General features: G+C 60.6%; 14 protein-coding genes. 3 read left to right on the top strand and 11 right to left on the bottom strand.

Features of this window, described 5'->3' with window-relative positions; genetic code table 11:
* Positions 1 to 268: 268 nt before the first annotated feature.
* The 11 genes from LUU92_RS08580 to mtnA form a co-directional block, all read right to left on the bottom strand.
* A complete protein-coding gene (locus tag LUU92_RS08580) occupies positions 269 to 511 on the bottom strand; it encodes a lipopolysaccharide assembly protein LapA domain-containing protein (protein WP_257103450.1) in 243 nt (80 codons plus the stop codon).
* A 24-nt stretch (positions 512 to 535) separates the two neighbouring features.
* The gene (gene ihfB / locus LUU92_RS08575) at positions 536 to 832 is read right to left on the bottom strand and encodes an integration host factor subunit beta (protein WP_003189779.1); all 297 of its coding nucleotides are present in this window, start codon (positions 830 to 832) and stop codon (positions 536 to 538) included.
* Positions 833 to 964: 132 nt separating this feature from the next.
* Positions 965 to 1,249 (bottom strand): hypothetical protein, encoded by a 285-nt coding sequence (locus LUU92_RS08570; protein ID WP_257103449.1) that lies wholly within the window; start codon positions 1,247 to 1,249, stop codon positions 965 to 967.
* Positions 1,250 to 1,411: 162 nt separating this feature from the next.
* Entirely contained in the window at positions 1,412 to 3,103 is a 1,692-nt protein-coding gene (rpsA, locus tag LUU92_RS08565) for a 30S ribosomal protein S1 (protein ID WP_071489067.1), read from the bottom strand.
* A 119-nt stretch (positions 3,104 to 3,222) separates the two neighbouring features.
* The gene (gene cmk / locus LUU92_RS08560; RefSeq protein ID WP_003172653.1) at positions 3,223 to 3,912 is read right to left on the bottom strand and encodes a (d)CMP kinase; all 690 of its coding nucleotides are present in this window, start codon (positions 3,910 to 3,912) and stop codon (positions 3,223 to 3,225) included.
* The gene (locus LUU92_RS08555) at positions 3,909 to 6,119 is read right to left on the bottom strand and encodes a bifunctional prephenate dehydrogenase/3-phosphoshikimate 1-carboxyvinyltransferase (RefSeq protein ID WP_071489066.1); all 2,211 of its coding nucleotides are present in this window, start codon (positions 6,117 to 6,119) and stop codon (positions 3,909 to 3,911) included. Before LUU92_RS08555 ends, cmk begins: the two co-directional genes overlap by 4 nt.
* Positions 6,120 to 6,147: 28 nt before the next feature.
* Complete coding sequence (gene hisC / locus LUU92_RS08550; RefSeq protein ID WP_071489065.1) at positions 6,148 to 7,260, bottom strand: histidinol-phosphate transaminase; 1,113 nt, start codon at positions 7,258 to 7,260, stop codon at positions 6,148 to 6,150.
* A 9-nt stretch (positions 7,261 to 7,269) separates the two neighbouring features.
* The gene (pheA, locus tag LUU92_RS08545; RefSeq protein ID WP_003172650.1) at positions 7,270 to 8,364 is read right to left on the bottom strand and encodes a prephenate dehydratase; all 1,095 of its coding nucleotides are present in this window, start codon (positions 8,362 to 8,364) and stop codon (positions 7,270 to 7,272) included.
* The gene (serC, locus tag LUU92_RS08540) at positions 8,364 to 9,449 is read right to left on the bottom strand and encodes a 3-phosphoserine/phosphohydroxythreonine transaminase (RefSeq protein ID WP_071489064.1); all 1,086 of its coding nucleotides are present in this window, start codon (positions 9,447 to 9,449) and stop codon (positions 8,364 to 8,366) included. The genes pheA and serC overlap by 1 nt, the downstream gene beginning before the upstream one ends.
* Positions 9,450 to 9,665: 216 nt before the next feature.
* On the bottom strand, positions 9,666 to 12,320 hold the full coding sequence (gene gyrA, locus LUU92_RS08535) for a DNA gyrase subunit A (protein ID WP_010211963.1): 2,655 nt from the start codon (positions 12,318 to 12,320) through the stop codon (positions 9,666 to 9,668).
* 303 nt (positions 12,321 to 12,623) lie between these two features.
* Positions 12,624 to 13,700 (bottom strand): S-methyl-5-thioribose-1-phosphate isomerase, encoded by a 1,077-nt coding sequence (gene mtnA, locus LUU92_RS08530; protein ID WP_071489063.1) that lies wholly within the window; start codon positions 13,698 to 13,700, stop codon positions 12,624 to 12,626.
* Positions 13,701 to 13,808: 108 nt separating this feature from the next.
* On the opposite strand from mtnA, the gene LUU92_RS08525 reads away from it, so the two are divergent.
* From LUU92_RS08525 to mupP, 3 genes are all read left to right on the top strand, one after another.
* Entirely contained in the window at positions 13,809 to 15,140 is a 1,332-nt protein-coding gene (locus tag LUU92_RS08525; RefSeq protein ID WP_071489062.1) for a TRZ/ATZ family hydrolase, read from the top strand.
* Between the two features lie 64 nt (positions 15,141 to 15,204).
* Entirely contained in the window at positions 15,205 to 15,903 is a 699-nt protein-coding gene (ubiG, locus tag LUU92_RS08520; protein WP_071489061.1) for a bifunctional 2-polyprenyl-6-hydroxyphenol methylase/3-demethylubiquinol 3-O-methyltransferase UbiG, read from the top strand.
* A gap of 4 nt (positions 15,904 to 15,907) precedes the next feature.
* Positions 15,908 to 16,579 (top strand): N-acetylmuramic acid 6-phosphate phosphatase MupP, encoded by a 672-nt coding sequence (mupP, locus tag LUU92_RS08515; protein WP_071489060.1) that lies wholly within the window; start codon positions 15,908 to 15,910, stop codon positions 16,577 to 16,579.
* The last annotated feature ends 11 nt before the right edge of the window (positions 16,580 to 16,590 follow it).

Here is a 16,590-nt window from a genome sequence, read left to right as displayed (position 1 = left end):
CTCTGACATATTACAAGTCTTGACAGAGCCGTCAGATTTTTCCCAAACAGGCACGTCAACCCGCCAGAGGCCATGTCTGAAAAATCTGAAAGCGCAAAGGAAATTCCGAATTGTCGAGTTAAACTCAATGAATCCGGGGATGGGAACTACTCGAGGATGACCGCATCATTACAGGACAAAGGCGAAACCGATGCGCCATGTCAAGGCAGTTTTCGGACGAACGGCTGCTAAGCGTGCGCTCACGCGACCTACTAAATAGAGAGCGCCCCTAGGCACGCCCTGCTGGAACCGACCTATGACGCCTAGTGCGCACCAACACACCTAACAACGGCCCTATCAGCATACCGAGAATCAACGCCACGATCACAAATACCGACACCGGCACCGGCCCAGTCGCCATCCCTAGGAATGAGAGAGACACGCCCTGCTGATTCTCCAGCACAAACGCCAACACCACTAGCGAAACCACCAGCACCGTCAGCACCACAACAACGCGTTTAACTCCGCGCATAACCTTCTCCTACCCCAAAAACACTCAGACGCCTTCTTCCTCTTCTTCGTTCACCCGATCGCGCAATTCCTTACCCGGCTTGAAGTGAGGTACAAACTTACCGTCCAGGCTGACGGACTGGCCGGTTTTAGGATTACGGCCTACACGAGGCGCACGATAGTGCAAAGAGAAACTGCCAAACCCACGGATCTCAATCCGATCCCCGGTCGCCAGGCACTGGGACATTTGCTCAAGCATGGTCTTGATAGCCAGCTCCACATCCTTGGATGAAAGCAGCCCTTGATGGGTGACAATTCGTTCGATCAACTCCGACTTCGTCATATTTTTCCCTTCTTTTTCAAGCAGCTAGGAAAAGCGCTTCGAAGGTTTTAGCACGACTTGATGAATTTGAACAGCCCACTCGTTCACTTATCTGCGGGATGGGTGACAGGCAATTGACGGCGCTTTCGCTCTTCAATTACAGATCACCAACATGGTGCGCGTTACAGCACCAGCCGGGTTCCAACCGAACAGATAGTCACCCTCTTCGTCCTTGGCGTCGCTGGACCTGGTGATCACCTTATAGCCCTGCATTTTGCACTCACGGGCAGCGCGCCTCTCGCACTTCTCCCAGCGATTGCCAAGGCCCGAGCAATCGATCTCAGTGCCGCTGACGCCGCGCTTGACGTGGGTTTTAGCGCTGGTGGAGGAGCAACCGGCGAGCACTATCATTGCAAGTATTACGATAAGCCTGTTCATTCAAATCCTTACTGAAACAACAACACAAGAACCGCATTTTTCTTAAGACTATAGTGAGTTCTGACACTGAGCTGTATGCCTTGGTTCTAGGTTGTTGATTCAACGAATTTCAGGCACAAAAAAGGGCGACCGAAGTCACCCTTTTTTATGGTCTGACAGAACTTAGTTCTGTTTTTCCATTTGTGCACGCAACAGGTCGCCCAGAGTGGTAGGACCAGCAGCGATGCTATCCGAAGGCTTGTCTTTCAAGCTCTGGATGGCTTCTTTCTCTTCAGCATCGTCTTTCGACTTGATGGAGAGCTGGATTACACGGCTCTTGCGGTCAACGCTGATGATCTTGGCTTCTACTTCCTGGCCTTCTTTCAGAACGTTACGCGCGTCTTCAACGCGGTCACGGCTGATTTCGGAGGCTTTCAGAGTCGCTTCGATATCGTCGGCCAGAGTGATGATGGCGCCTTTAGCGTCAACTTCCTTCACGATGCCTTTAACGATTGCGCCTTTGTCGTTGTCCTGAACGTATTCAGAGAACGGGTCGCTTTCCAGTTGCTTGATACCCAGGGAGATACGCTCGCGCTCTGGGTCAACCGACAGGATAACGGTGTCCAGCTCGTCGCCCTTCTTGAAACGACGAACAGCTTCTTCGCCCACTTCGTTCCAGGAGATGTCGGACAGGTGAACCAGGCCGTCGATGCCGCCGTCCAGACCAATGAAGATACCGAAATCGGTGATCGACTTGATGGTGCCGGAGATTTTATCGCCCTTGTTGAACTGGCCAGAGAAATCTTCCCATGGGTTAGATTTGCACTGCTTGATGCCCAGGGAGATACGACGACGCTCTTCGTCGATGTCCAGAACCATAACTTCCACTTCGTCGCCGACTTGTACGACTTTCGAAGGGTGAATGTTCTTGTTGGTCCAGTCCATTTCGGAAACGTGTACCAGGCCTTCCACACCTTCTTCCAGCTCAGCGAAGCAGCCGTAGTCGGTCAGGTTGGTAACACGCGCGGTTACGCGAGTGCCTTCTGGGTAACGGGCTTTGATAGCAACCCATGGATCTTCGCCCAGTTGCTTCAGGCCCAGGGAAACACGGTTGCGCTCGCGATCGTATTTCAGAACCTTGACATCGATCTCGTCGCCAACGTTGACGATTTCGGAAGGATGCTTGATACGCTTCCAAGCCATGTCGGTAATGTGCAGCAGGCCATCCACGCCACCCAGGTCGACGAATGCGCCGTAGTCGGTGAGGTTTTTGACGATACCTTTGACTTGTTGGCCTTCCTGCAGGGATTCCAGCAGAGCTTCACGCTCGGCGGAGTTCTCTGCTTCCAGGACGCTGCGACGGGAAACGACAACGTTGTTGCGCTTCTGGTCGAGCTTGATGACCTTGAATTCGAGTTCTTTGCCTTCCAGGTGCGTGGTGTCGCGCACTGGACGAACGTCGACCAAAGAACCTGGCAGGAACGCACGGATGCCGTTAACGTCGACAGTGAAGCCGCCTTTAACCTTACCGTTGATAACGCCCTTGACCACTTCTTCAGCTGCGAAGGCTGCTTCGAGAACAATCCAGCATTCAGCGCGCTTGGCTTTTTCACGGGACAGCTTGGTTTCACCGAAACCGTCTTCAACCGAGTCCAGAGCAACGTGAACTTCGTCACCGACATTGATTGTCAGATCACCAGCATCGTTGTAGAACTGTTCCAGCGGGATCAGAGCTTCAGACTTCAGACCAGCGTGAACGGTTACCCAGCGAGCTTGGTAATCGATATCAACGATAACACCGGTGATGATGGAGCCTGCCTGAAGGTTCAGGGTTTTTAGGCTTTCTTCAAAGAGTTCCGCAAAGCTTTCGCTCATTTTAATTCCTGTTGATAAGGGCGAAGAATACGCCCATCTCCACACCCCAGACGATGTGGGTCAGTTTCAATTAAAAGAAGCACCACAGGACTATGACTGGTCCCCTGCGGCCTTCTTGGTCACCCGGCGATATCGCGAATGGCGATCTCACTCAAGATGCGTTCCAGCACCTGCTCGATGGACAGCTCCGTGGAATCCAGCTGTATGGCATCAGCCGCCGGCTTGAGCGGGGCTACTGCGCGCTGGGTATCACGCTCATCGCGTGCACGGATCTCATCTAGCAGACTCGACAGACTAACACCATCGACTTTGCCCTTCAACTGCAAGTAGCGGCGGCGAGCCCGCTCCTCGGCGCTGGCGGTCAGGAAAATCTTCAATGGCGCCTCGGGAAACACCACGGTTCCCATATCGCGGCCATCGGCCACCAGGCCCGGCGGCTCCTGGAAAGCCCGCTGGCGCTGCAACAATGCGTCCCGCACCGCTGGCAGCGCGGCAACCTGGGAGGCCCAGGAGCCAACTTGCTCATTGCGCAGGTCATCGGTCACATCGTCCCCTTCAAGGATGATGCGCTGGGGATGCCCTTCCGTCGCGCCGACGAACTGTACATCGAGGTGCGCCGCCAGCAGCTTCAGGGATTCTTCGTTGGTCAGGTCGACGCCATGGTTGCGTGCGGCGAATGCCAGCAGACGGTACAGCGCGCCGGAATCCAGCAGGCACCAGCCCAGGCGCTTGGCCAGGATGCCGGCGATCGTGCCTTTGCCCGAGCCGCTTGGCCCGTCGATGGTAATCACCGGTGCTTTGATATTCACAATTGAGCCTCTTGGGCAACACGGATGCCGACTTGGGCACACAGTGTAAGAAAGTTCGGAAAAGACGTAGCAACATTGGCGCAGTCACGGATACGAATCGGCGCCGCCGCCCGCAGGGAAGCCACGCTGAATGCCATGGCAATCCGGTGATCGCCATGGGCATGTACGTCACCGCCACCCATCGGGCCACCGTCAATGATAATCCCATCAGGGGTCGGTTCACACGTCACGCCCAGTGCCAGCAGACCATCGGCCATGACCTGAATACGGTCGGACTCCTTCACGCGCAGCTCTTCAGCGCCGCGCAACACGGTCCGCCCTTCGGCACAGGCCGCCGCAACGAACAGCACCGGGAACTCGTCGATCGCCAAAGGCACCAGCGCCTCGGGAATTTCAATACCTTTCAACGCCGCGGCACGTACACGCAGGTCAGCCACCGGCTCGCCACCCACCTCACGCGGATTTTCCAAGGTAATGTCCGCCCCCATCAGCCGCAGAATGTCGATCACGCCGGTGCGGGTCGGGTTGACACCCACGTGCTCCAGCAACAACTCGGAGCCTTCGGCAATCGAAGCCGCCACCAGGAAAAACGCCGAAGAGGAAATATCCCCCGGCACTTCAATATGTGTTGCAGCCAACGCATGGCCCGACTCAACCGACGCCTTGCCCCCTACCACATCAACCGGATATCCAAAACCGCGCAACATGCGCTCGGTATGATCACGGGTCGGCGCAGGCTCGGTCACCGAGGTCTTGCCCTCGGCGTAAAGCCCGGCCAGCAACAGGCAGGATTTAACCTGCGCACTGGCCATCGGCATCGAATAATCGAAACCTTTGAGCACCTGCCCCCCCCGGATAGTCAGGGGCGGACGCCCTTCCGGGCCGGTCTCGATCACCGCGCCCATTTCCCGCAACGGCTTGGCCACGCGGTTCATCGGACGCTTGGACAGGGAAGCGTCGCCCGTCAGCACGCTGTCGAAGCTCTGCGCAGCCAGCAAACCGGACAGCAGGCGCATGGAGGTGCCCGAGTTGCCGAGGTAAATCGGCCCCGGTGCGGGCTTCAAACCATGCAGCCCCACGCCGTGGATGGTCACGCGCCCATGGTGCGGCCCTTCAATCACCACGCCCATGTCGCGAAACGCCTGCAGAGTCGCCAGGGCGTCCTCGCCTTCGAGGAAACCTTCGACTTCCGTCACACCCTCAGCCAACGAACCGAGCATGATCGACCGATGAGAAATCGACTTGTCGCCCGGCACCCGAATGCTTCCGCTCAAGCGGCCGCCCGGGTTGGCGAGGAAGGTCAGGTCATCAGCGTTCACAGCGGTTTCCATATACGCCCGGCGTGCCAGGATCTTGCTGAAATGCTCACGCGCCACCCGCGCACGGGTGAACACACCCAATAATTGATGGCCATCCCCGGCGTCGACCGCATCGCGCAAGGCGTCGAGGTCGCTGCGGAAGGTGTCCAGGGTGCGCAACACCGCTTCGCGATTGGCGAGGAAGATGTCGTGCCACATCACCGGGTCGCTGCCGGCAATCCGCGTGAAGTCGCGGAAGCCACCGGCGGCGTAACGGAAAATCTCGAGGTTTTCGTTGCGCTTGGCCAAAGAATCCACCAGGCCAAACGCCAGCAAATGCGGCAGATGGCTGGTCGCGGCCAGCACTTCGTCGTGACGCTCGACCTGCATATGCTCGACATCCGCACCCAACTCGCGCCACAGGCGATCGACCACCGCCAGCGCCGCCGGATCGGTTTGCGCAAGCGGCGTCAGGATCACTTTGTGTCGACGGAACAGCTGCGCATTCGACGCCTCCACCCCGCTTTGCTCCGAACCGGCAATCGGATGACCCGGCACGAAGCGCGTCGGCATGCCACCAAACGCCTGCTGCGCCGCGCGCACCACATTACCTTTGGCACTGCCGACGTCCGTCAGGATCGCCTGGCCCAGGTCCATGCCCGCCAACACGGCGAGCAATTTCTCCATGGCCAGGATCGGCACGGCCAGCTGGATCACATCCGCGCCCCGGCAGGCGAGCGCCAGGTCCGCTTCACAGCGATCCACCACGCCCAACTCGACCGCCAACTGGCGCGATTGCGGGTCCAGGTCCACACCGACCACTTCGCCACACAGCCCGCTTTCACGCAGGCCTTTGGCGAAGGAGCCGCCGATCAACCCCAGGCCGACCACCACCAGGCGACCGATCATAGGCACAGCAGGTTGCAATGCAGTGACATCAACCACGAGCCAGAACCTTGGCCAGCGCCTCCAGGAAGCGACTGTTTTCAGCCGGCAGACCGATGGTGATGCGCAGGTGGTTCGGCATGCCGTAGTTGGCCACCGGACGCACGATCACACCTTCACGCAACAAGCCCTGGAATACCGGAGCGGCCACCTGACCGAGGTCGACGCAGATGAAATTACCCTTGGACGGAACCCAGCCCAGGCCCAGCTCGCGGAAGCCTTCCTGCAACTGCAGCATGCCGCTTTCGTTGATACGACGACTTTGCTCGAGGTACTCGGTATCCTTCACCGCCGCACAGGCCGCTGCCAGAGCCAGGCTGTTGACGTTGAACGGCTGGCGCACGCGGTTCAGCACATCGGCAACCACCGCAGTGGACAGGCCGTAGCCCACGCGCAGCGATGCCAGGCCGTAAGCCTTGGAGAAGGTGCGCGACACCAGCAGGTTCGGGTACGCGGCCAGGAAATCGAGGCCGTTCGGCAGGTCGCTGCCTTCGGCGTACTCGATGTAGGCCTCGTCCAGCACCACCAGCACGTGCTCGGGCACGTCTTGCAGGAAGTCGTTCAGCGCCTGGGCGTCGAACCAGGTGCCGGTCGGGTTGTTCGGGTTGGCGATGAACACCACGCGGGTCCGGGCATCGATGGCTGCCAGCATGGCCGGCAGGTCATGGCCCCAATCCTTCGCCGGAATGATGCGCGCATCGGCACCGACGGCCTGGGTCACGATCGGATAGACCGCGAAGGCGTGCTCACTGAACACCGCGTTCAAGCCCGGCGCCAGGTAGGCACGGCCGACCAGCTCGAGAATGTCGTTGGAACCGTTGCCCAGGGTCACCTGGTTCAGCTCGACGCGGCATTTTTCCGCCAGCAGCGACTTGAGCGCGAAGCCGTTGCCGTCCGGATACCGGGTCAGCTCAGCCAGCTCTTCACGGATCGCCGCCAGGACTTTGGGGCTAGGGCCCAGCGGGTTCTCGTTGCTCGCCAGCTTGACGATTTTCGAAGGATCCAGGTTCAACTCACGCGCCAGCTCGTCCACAGGCTTGCCCGGAACGTAAGGCGACAGTTGTTGCACGCCCGGCTGCGCCAGGGCGAGGAAGTTGCCACTCATGTTAAAGCCTCACAAAACCGCTTTCGGGTAAGAGCCCAGCACCTTGAGTGCCACGGCTTCCTGACTGATTTTCTCGAGCACGCCCTTGACCAGTGGGTCGCGGTGATGGCCGATGAAGTCGATAAAGAACACATAAGTCCATTTACCGCTGCGCGAAGGACGAGTCTCGATGCGCGTCAGGTCAATCCCGTTGTCGTGGAACGGCACCAGCAGCTCATGCAGTGCGCCGGGCTTGTTGCTCATGGACACGATGATGGAGGTCTTGTCGTCACCGGTCGGCGGTACTTCCTGGCTGCCGATCATCAGGAAGCGCGTGGAGTTGTCCGGGCGGTCCTCGATTTTCTCGGCCAGGCGCGTCAGGCCGTACAGGCCTGCCGCCATATCGCCAGCGATGGCTGCCGAATTCCACTCACCCTTGACCCGCTTGGCGGCTTCGGCGTTGCTGGAGACCGCCACGCGCTCGACATTCGGGTAATGCGCATCCAGCCACTTGCGGCACTGGGCCAGCGACTGGGCGTGGGAGTAGATGCGACTGATGCTGTCGGTCTTGGTGTTCTCACCCACCAGCAGGTGGTGGTGGATGCGCAGCTCGACTTCGCCACAGATCACCATGTCGTGCTCGAGGAAGCTGTCCAGCGTATGGTTGACCGCGCCTTCGGTGGAGTTTTCCACCGGCACCACGCCAAAGTTCACCGCACCGGCCGCCACTTCACGGAACACTTCGTCGATCGCCGCCATTGGCTTGCTGATCACCGCGTGGCCGAAGTGCTTCATGGCCGCCGCCTGGGTGAAGGTGCCTTCCGGGCCGAGGTAGGCCACTTTCAGCGGCTGCTCCAGCGCCAGGCACGAGGACATGATTTCACGGAACAACCGCGCCATCTCTTCGTTGCCCAGCGGGCCCTTGTTGCGCTCCATCACACGCTTGAGCACCTGGGCTTCACGCTCGGGCCGGTAGAACACCGGCACTTCGCCTTCGGCCAGGGACGCCATCTTCACCCTTGCCACTTCCTGGGCGCACCGCGCGCGCTCACTGATCAGCTCCAGGACTTTCTCGTCCAGGCTGTCGATGCGTACGCGCAGGGCCTTGAGTTCTTGCTCAGACATTAGCCGTGTTCCTTTTCGAACTCTGCCATGTAGGCAACCAGCGCGTTGATCGCGTGGATGTCGACGGCGTTGTAGATGGAGGCGCGCATGCCACCCACCGAGCGGTGCCCCTTGAGGTTCAGCAGGCCGCGCGCGTCGGCACCGGCCAGGAACGGCTTGTCCAGGCGGTCGTCAGCCAGGCGGAACGGCACGTTCATCCACGAGCGGTCAGTCAGGTTGATCGGGTTGCTGTACAGGCCGCTGGCGTCGATGAAGTCGTACAAGACGCGCTTCTTCTCTTCGTTCAGCTTGCCCATCGCAGCGACACCGCCCTGCTCTTTCAGCCACTCGAAGACCAGGCCGGACAGGTACCAGGCGAACGCCGGCGGGGTGTTGTACATCGAGCCGTTATCCGCCGCGACCTTATAGTTGAGCATGGTCGGGCACAGCGAACGGGCACGGCCCAGCAGGTCTTCGCGGATGATGTTGACCAGGATGCCGCTCGGGCCGATGTTCTTCTGGGCACCGGCATAGATCATGCCGTACCGGGACACGTCGATAGGACGCGAGAGGATGTCCGAGGACATGTCGCACACCAGCGGCACGTCGCCCACTTCCGGCACCCAATCGAACTCCAGGCCGCCAATGGTTTCGTTGGCCACGTAGTGCACGTAGGCAGCGTCCTTCGACAACTTCCACTCGTTCTGACCCGGAATGGCGAAATAGTCGTAAGGCTTGGCGGTGCCCGCCACATTGACGTGACCGTAACGGGAAGCCTCTTCAATGGCCTTCTGGCCCCAGATACCAGTGTCGATATAGTCGGCAGTGCCGTCTTCCGGCAGCAGGTTCAGCGGGATCTGGGCGAATTGCTGGCTGGCGCCGCCCTGCAGGAACAGCACTTTGTAGTTGGAAGGGATGTCCAGCAAGTCGCGCAGATCCTGCTCGGCCTTGGTGGCGATGGACACGAACTCATCGCTGCGATGGCTCATTTCCATCACGGAGAGGCCTTTTCCATGCCAGTCGAGGAGTTCACCCTGCGCACGCTGCAGGACTGCTTCAGGAAGCGCCGCGGGACCGGCACAGAAGTTATAGGCTCTCTTGCTCACATCCAATCTCACTCTGATCTGGTGGGGCTGCAATCATGTTCGGCAACGCTCTGCTTCCGGAGCGGACCGTTGTGGAAGCTGGCTTGCCTGCGATACAGGCGCCTCGGTACGTCAGTGATACCGTGGTGATGCCATCGCAGGCAAGCCAGCTCCCACATGTTTCAAAGGGGACAAACAACAAGGGGGCGAATCTTCATCCGCCCCCTGTGTGTCCGCTTATTCCTGCGGTTCTTCTTCGTCTGCGGCAGCGTCGAGGGTTGGCTCGTCGACGTTGTCATCGCCTGCTGCGATCACCTCGCCTTCAAACTCCTCGCCTTCCAGCTCTTCGCCTTCGACTTCCGATGGCTCCTGGACACGCTCCAGGCCGACCAGTTTTTCGTCCTTGGCCAGCTTGATCAGGGTCACGCCCTGGGTGTTACGGCCCAGGCTCGACACTTCAGCCACACGGGTACGTACCAGGGTGCCCTGGTCGGAGATCAGCATGATTTCCTCGCCGTCGAGCACCTGCACCGCACCGACCAGACGGCCGTTGCGGTCGTTGCTGACCATGGCGATCACGCCCTGGCCGCCACGCTTGTACTCCGGGAACTCGCTGATGGCGGTGCGCTTGCCATAACCACGCTCGGAAGCGGTGAGGATCTGGCTGCCTTCTTCCGGGATCAGCATCGAAATCAGCTTCTGCCCTTCCGGCAGGCGCATGCCGCGCACACCGCGGGCGGTACGGCCCATGGCACGAACGTCGGATTCCTTGAAGCGCGTTACTTTACCGCCGTCGGAGAACAGCATGACTTCACGCTCGCCGTCGGTGATGGCAGCGGAGATCAGCACGTCGCCTTCGTCCAGCTCCAGGGCGATCAGGCCCACGCTGCGCTGGCGGCTGAAGGATTCCAGCGGGGTCTTCTTCACGGTGCCTTTAGCGGTGGCCATGAAGATGAAGTGACCTTCGGTGTATTCCTCGACCGGCAGCATGGTGGTGATGTATTCATCACTGTCCAGCGGTAGCAGGTTGACCAGTGGGCGACCACGGGCGGCACGGGACGCTTCCGGGATTTCGTAGGTCTTGAGCCAGTACACCTTGCCCTTGCTGGAGAACAGCAGCAGCGTGGTGTGGCTGTTGGCAACCAGCAGGTGAGCGATGTAGTCCTCATCCTTCACGCCGGTAGCCGATTTACCTTTACCACCACGACGCTGAGCCTGGTACGCAGCCAGCGGCTGGGTCTTGGCGTAGCCACCGTGGGAGATGGTCACCACGCGCTCCTCTTCCGGGATCATGTCACCCAGGGTCAGGTCGAGGCGTGCATCGAGAATCTCGGTGCGACGCACATCGCCATATTCGGCGCGGATCACTTCCAGTTCTTCGCGGATCACTTCCATCAGGCGCACGGCGCTGCTGAGGATGCGGATCAACTCGCCGATCTGGTTGAGGATCTCCTGGTACTCGGCCAGCAGCTTCTCGTGCTCCAGGCCAGTCAGGCGGTGCAGGCGCAGTTCCAGGATGGCCTGGGCCTGTTCCGGCGACAGGAAGTACTTGCCTTCACGCAGACCGTATTGCGGGTCCAGGGTCTCCGGACGGCACGAGTCGGCGCCGGCACGTTCAACCATCGCCACCACGGCGCTGGATTCCCAAGGGGTGCTGATCAACGCTTCCTTGGCTTCCGACGGGGTTGGCGAGGCCTTGATCAGAGCGATCACCGGGTCGATGTTCGACAGCGCAACTGCCTGGCCTTCCAGGATGTGGCCGCGCTCGCGGGCCTTGCGCAGTTCGAACACGGTACGGCGGGTGACCACTTCGCGACGGTGACGCACGAAGGCTTCCAGCAGGTCCTTGAGGTTCAGGATGCGCGGGCGGCCATCGATCAGTGCAACCACGTTGATACCGAACACGCTTTGCAGCTGGGTCTGGGCGTAGAGGTTGTTGAGGATCACCTCAGGCACTTCGCCACGACGCAGCTCGATCACCACGCGCATACCGTCTTTGTCGGACTCGTCGCGCAGCTCGGTGATGCCTTCGAGCTTCTTCTCTTTGACCAGCTCGGCGATCTTCTCGATCAGACGTGCCTTGTTCAGCTGGTAAGGCAGCTCGGTGATGACGATCTGCTGGCGGCCACCGACCTTGTCGATGTCTTCGATGATCGAGCGGGCACGCATGTAAATGCGGCCGCGACCGGTGCGATAGGCTTCGATGATGCCGGCGCGACCATTGATGATCGCGGCGGTCGGGAAGTCCGGGCCGGGGATGTATTGCATCAGCTCATCGACGGTCAGCTCGGGGTTGTCGATGAGGGCCAGGCAACCGTCGATGACTTCACCGAGGTTGTGCGGCGGGATGTTGGTCGCCATGCCCACGGCGATACCGCTGGAACCGTTGACCAGCAGGTTGGGGATCTTGGTCGGCATGACGGCCGGGATCATTTCGGTGCCGTCGTAGTTCGGCACCCAGTCCACGGTTTCTTTATGCAGGTCGGCCAGCAGCTCGTGCGCCAGCTTGGTCATGCGCACTTCGGTGTATCGCATGGCCGCGGCGTTGTCGCCGTCGACCGAACCGAAGTTGCCCTGGCCGTCTACCAGCAGGTAGCGCAGGGAAAACGGCTGGGCCATCCGAACGATGGTGTCGTACACCGCAGTGTCGCCGTGAGGGTGATACTTACCGATCACGTCACCGACAACACGGGCAGATTTCTTGTACGGCTTGTTCCAGTCGTTACCCAGCTCGCTCATCGCGAACAGCACACGCCGGTGCACGGGCTTCAAGCCATCGCGCGCATCAGGCAGTGCCCGACCGACAATTACGCTCATCGCGTAGTCGAGGTAGGACTGTTTCAGCTCGTCTTCGATATTGACCGGGAGGATTTCTTTGGCCAGTTCGCCCATGAGAAGCCTGATTCCTTTTTCGGGTGAAACCTCGTCACATCCATATGGGACGAACGAAGCTCGCCGCTGCCGGCAGAGTGCCTGACAACGACTTACGACAAATCAACGAGTTATGACACGGATCTGCACGTTATAGGCCACCCCTCGGGGCAGCCCTGGAAACCGCCGGATGTTATCACAATCGCCGCCACGCACCTATCCCCCTGATGCGCATGGAGCATAGTAAGTTGACGGATGACAGGCTTGAGGGCGACGAGAGGGGCTCAGAGCTGGAACCAAGCCCGATTTCGGGGGCAAATTGGCTTAATGCAAGCGCTTACGACACATCAACCTGGCCAGCTTGGCGGTATCCGGCCGTTCAACCACGCCTTTTTCGGTCACGATCACATCGATCAGGTCGGCCGGGGTCACGTCGAACACCGGATTGAAGGCCGCCACATCTGCCGCGAAGCGCTGGCCGGCGACTTCCAGCAACTCACCGGCATCGCGCTCTTCCAGGGCAACGTCATCGCCAGTGGCCATCATCAGGTCCAGGGTGGAACTCGGCGCCACCACCATGAAACGCACGCCGTGGTGCATCGCACACACAGCCAACTGGTAAGTGCCGATCTTGCTGATCACATCGCCGTTGGCGGCAATGCAGTCGGCGCCGACAATCACCCAGGTCACGCCTTTGGTCTTGAGGATATGCGCACCGGCCGAGTCGGCATTCACCGTCACCGGAATGCCCTCGCCCGCCAGCTCCCAGGCGGTCAGCCGCGAGCCTTGCAGCCAGGGCCGGGTTTCATTGGCGTAGACCTGCTCGACCATGCCTTCGAGGTAGGCCGCGCGAATCACCCCGAGCGCCGTACCGACACCGCCGGTCGCCAGTGCGCCAGCGTTGCCGTGGGTGAGGATGGCCTGAGCGTTGCCCTGGTGCTTGCGGATCAGCTCGACGCCCAGCTGGGCCATGGTCAGGTTGGCTTCGCGGTCACTTTCATGGATGGCGATGGCTTCCGCTTCCAGCACCGCCACAGGGTCGGCGTGCTTTTTGACGCGGTCGAGCCGGTCACGCATGCGCTTCAAGGCCCAGAACAGGTTCGACGCGGTGGGGCGGGCATCGGCTAACAATGCGTAGTCTTCTTCCCACGCTGCCTGCCAGTCACCGCCCTCGGCGATCCGCTCGCGGGCGGCCAGCACCAGGCCATATGCGGCGCTGATGCCGATGGCCGGCGCACCGCGCACTACCATCGAGCGAATGGCTGCAGCCACTGCATCGACCGTCACGCAGGCCACCCAGCTTTCGCGGGACGGCAAGGCACGCTGATCGAGCAGGTACAGTGCGCCATCACGCCATTCGATGGCCTTCACTTTCTCCGCTGCCAACAGTCGATCGCGCATCCCTTACTCCGCACTCATAAACAAAGCCGCCGATTATAGCGATCCGCCAGCCAGGACGCTCGGGTATACTTCGCCCTTCTTTTATAGCTGCCTGGGAAGAAGCCCGCGATGACTGCCACTGCCGCCCCGCTCGACTTACTGTTGCTGCCGACCTGGCTGGTACCTGTCGAACCCGCCGGCGTGGTGCTCAAGGAACACGGCCTGGGCATCCGCGATGGGCGCATTGCGTTTATCGGGCCTCGCCAGGCGGCGTTGAAGCTGACCGCCAAGGAGACCTGCGAACTGCCGGGCATGTTGCTCAGCCCCGGCCTGGTCAACGCCCACGGGCACGCGGCGATGAGCCTGTTTCGCGGCCTGGCCGATGACCTGCCGCTGATGACCTGGCTGGAAAAACACATCTGGCCCGCCGAAGCCAAGTGGGTCGATGAAGCGTTCGTGCGTGACGGCACCGACCTGGCCATCGCCGAACAGCTCAAGGGCGGCATCACCTGCTTCTCCGACATGTACTTCTACCCCAAGGTCGCCAGCGACTGCGTGCACAACAGCGGCATGCGCGCACAGATTGCGATTCCGATCCTCGACTTTCCGATCCCCGGTGCCGGCAGTGCCGACGAGGCGATTCGCCAGGGTGTCGAGCTGTTCGGCGACCTCAAGCACCACCCGCGCATCAAGATCACCTTCGGCCCCCACGCGCCCTACACCGTGTGCGATGACAACCTGGAAAAAATCCGGGTGATCGCCGAAGAGCTGGACGCCGCGATCCATATGCATGTTCACGAAACCGCCTTCGAAGTGCAGCAAGCGGTCGAGCAGACCGGCGAGCGCCCGCTGGCGCGCCTGGGTCGCCTGGGGCTGCTGGGCCCGCGCTTCCAGGCCGTTCATATGACCCAAATCAGCGAGGACGACCTGGCTTTGCTGGTAGAAAGCAACACCAGCGTCATCCATTGCCCGGAATCCAATCTGAAACTGGCCAGCGGCTTTTGCCCGGTGGAGCGTCTGTGGCAGGCTGGCGTGAATGTGGCCATCGGCACCGATGGCGCCGCCAGCAACAATGACCTTGACCTGTTGGGCGAAACGCGTACGGCGGCGATGCTGGCAAAGGCCGTCGCCGGTTCGGCCACCGCACTCGATGCCCATCGCGCCCTGCGCATGGCCACCCTCAATGGCGCGCGAGCAATGGGCCTGGAAAGCGAGATCGGCTCGCTGGAAGTCGGCAAGGCGGCGGATATCGTTGCTTTCGATCTGTCGGGGCTGGCGCAACAACCGATCTATGATCCGGTCTCACAGCTTATATATGCCACCGGACGCGATTGCGTGAAACACCTTTGGGTCGCTGGCAAGCAATTGCTCGACGACCGGCAATTGACCCGCATGGATGAACAACAGTTGACCGCCACGGCCATCGCCTGGGGCCAACGCATCAGCGGGCACAGCGAATAACGACGGCCTTGAACCCTGGCGTTCAAGACCGACAAACCGATTTATCAGATTCAGAGGATTCACCATGAGCAACGTCGACCACGCCGAAATCGCCAAATTCGAAGCCCTGGCTCATCGCTGGTGGGACCGCGAAAGCGAGTTCAAGCCTTTGCACGACATCAACCCGCTGCGGGTCAACTGGATTGACGAACGCGTCAACCTGGCCGGCAAAAAAGTACTGGACGTCGGTTGCGGCGGCGGCATCCTCAGCGAAGCCATGGCCCAACGCGGCGCGACCGTGATGGGTATCGACATGGGCGAAGCGCCCTTGGCCGTTGCCCAATTGCATCAACTGGAGTCCGGGGTGAGCGTGGAATACCGCCAGATCACCGCCGAAGCCCTGGCCGAAGAGATGCCCGAGCAGTTCGACGTGGTCACCTGCCTGGAAATGCTGGAACACGTGCCCGACCCGTCCTCGGTGATCAGCGCCTGCTTCCGCATGGTCAAGCCCGGCGGCCAGGTGTTCTTCTCCACCATCAACCGCAACCCCAAGGCTTACCTGTTCGCGATCATCGGCGCCGAATACATCATGAAGCTGCTGCCGCGCGGCACCCATGACTTCAAGAAATTCATCCGTCCGTCCGAGCTGGGTGCGTGGAGCCGCCAGGCCGGGCTGACCGTCAAGGACATCATCGGCCTGACCTACAACCCGCTGACCAAGCACTACAAGCTGGCCAACGATGTAGACGTCAACTACATGATCCAGACCCTGCGCGAGGAGTGAGCCTGTGAAGTTGCGAGCGGTTCTCTTCGATATGGACGGTACCCTGCTGGATACCGCGCCGGACTTCATCGCGATCTGCCAGGCGATGCGCGCCGATCGCGACCTGCCGCCGATCAACCCCCAGCACATCCGCGATGAAATCTCCGGCGGTGCGCGGGCAATGGTTGCGGTGACCTTCTCGATGGACCCGGAATCCCCAGGCTTCGAAGAACTGCGCCAGGAATTCCTCGAGCGCTACCTCAAGGGCTGCGCGGTCCACAGCAAGTTGTTCGACGGCATGGCGGAGCTGCTCGAAGACATCGAGAAGGCCAAGCTGATCTGGGGCGTGGTCACCAACAAACCCCTGCGTTTTGCCGAGCCGATCATGCAGCAACTCGGCCTGGCCGAACGCTCGGCACTGCTGATCTGCCCGGACCACGTGAAAAACAGCAAGCCGGACCCGGAGCCGATGATCCTGGCCTGCAAGATGCTCGGCCTGGACCCGGCCAGCGTGCTGTTCGTGGGCGATGACCTGCGCGACATCGAGTCCGGCCGCGACGCCGGCACCCGCACGGCGGCGGTCACTTATGGCTACATCCACCCGGACGACAACCCACGCCATTGGGGTGCCGATGTGGTGGTGGATCACCCGCTGGAACTGCGCAAGGTGCTGGATAACGCACTGTGCAGTTGCTGATTACTCAACGC

Origin of the sequence: Pseudomonas extremorientalis, from assembly GCF_024584605.1 — a bacterium.
GTDB classification, from domain to species: Bacteria; Pseudomonadota; Gammaproteobacteria; order Pseudomonadales; family Pseudomonadaceae; genus Aquipseudomonas; species Aquipseudomonas extremorientalis.
The sequence above is the reverse complement of the archived record's forward strand: the minus strand, read 5'-3'. Positions and strand labels throughout refer to the sequence as shown.

What these genes read in the sequence shown, in the direction of transcription:
- mtnA (WP_071489063.1), bottom strand. Translation starts at nt 13,700, where the DNA reads ATGCGCGATCGACTGTTGGCAGCGGAGAAAGTGAAGGCCATCGAATGG.
- LUU92_RS08525 (WP_071489062.1), top strand. Translation starts at nt 13,809, where the DNA reads ATGACTGCCACTGCCGCCCCGCTCGACTTACTGTTGCTGCCGACCTGG.
- gyrA (WP_010211963.1), bottom strand. Translation starts at nt 12,320, where the DNA reads ATGGGCGAACTGGCCAAAGAAATCCTCCCGGTCAATATCGAAGACGAG.
- ihfB (WP_003189779.1), bottom strand. Translation starts at nt 832, where the DNA reads ATGACGAAGTCGGAGTTGATCGAACGAATTGTCACCCATCAAGGGCTG.
- LUU92_RS08555 (WP_071489066.1), bottom strand. Translation starts at nt 6,119, where the DNA reads ATGATCGGTCGCCTGGTGGTGGTCGGCCTGGGGTTGATCGGCGGCTCC.
- LUU92_RS08580 (WP_257103450.1), bottom strand. Translation starts at nt 511, where the DNA reads ATGCGCGGAGTTAAACGCGTTGTTGTGGTGCTGACGGTGCTGGTGGTT.
- rpsA (WP_071489067.1), bottom strand. Translation starts at nt 3,103, where the DNA reads ATGAGCGAAAGCTTTGCGGAACTCTTTGAAGAAAGCCTAAAAACCCTG.
- pheA (WP_003172650.1), bottom strand. Translation starts at nt 8,364, where the DNA reads ATGTCTGAGCAAGAACTCAAGGCCCTGCGCGTACGCATCGACAGCCTG.
- LUU92_RS08570 (WP_257103449.1), bottom strand. Translation starts at nt 1,249, where the DNA reads ATGAACAGGCTTATCGTAATACTTGCAATGATAGTGCTCGCCGGTTGC.
- hisC (WP_071489065.1), bottom strand. Translation starts at nt 7,260, where the DNA reads ATGAGTGGCAACTTCCTCGCCCTGGCGCAGCCGGGCGTGCAACAACTG.
- ubiG (WP_071489061.1), top strand. Translation starts at nt 15,205, where the DNA reads ATGAGCAACGTCGACCACGCCGAAATCGCCAAATTCGAAGCCCTGGCT.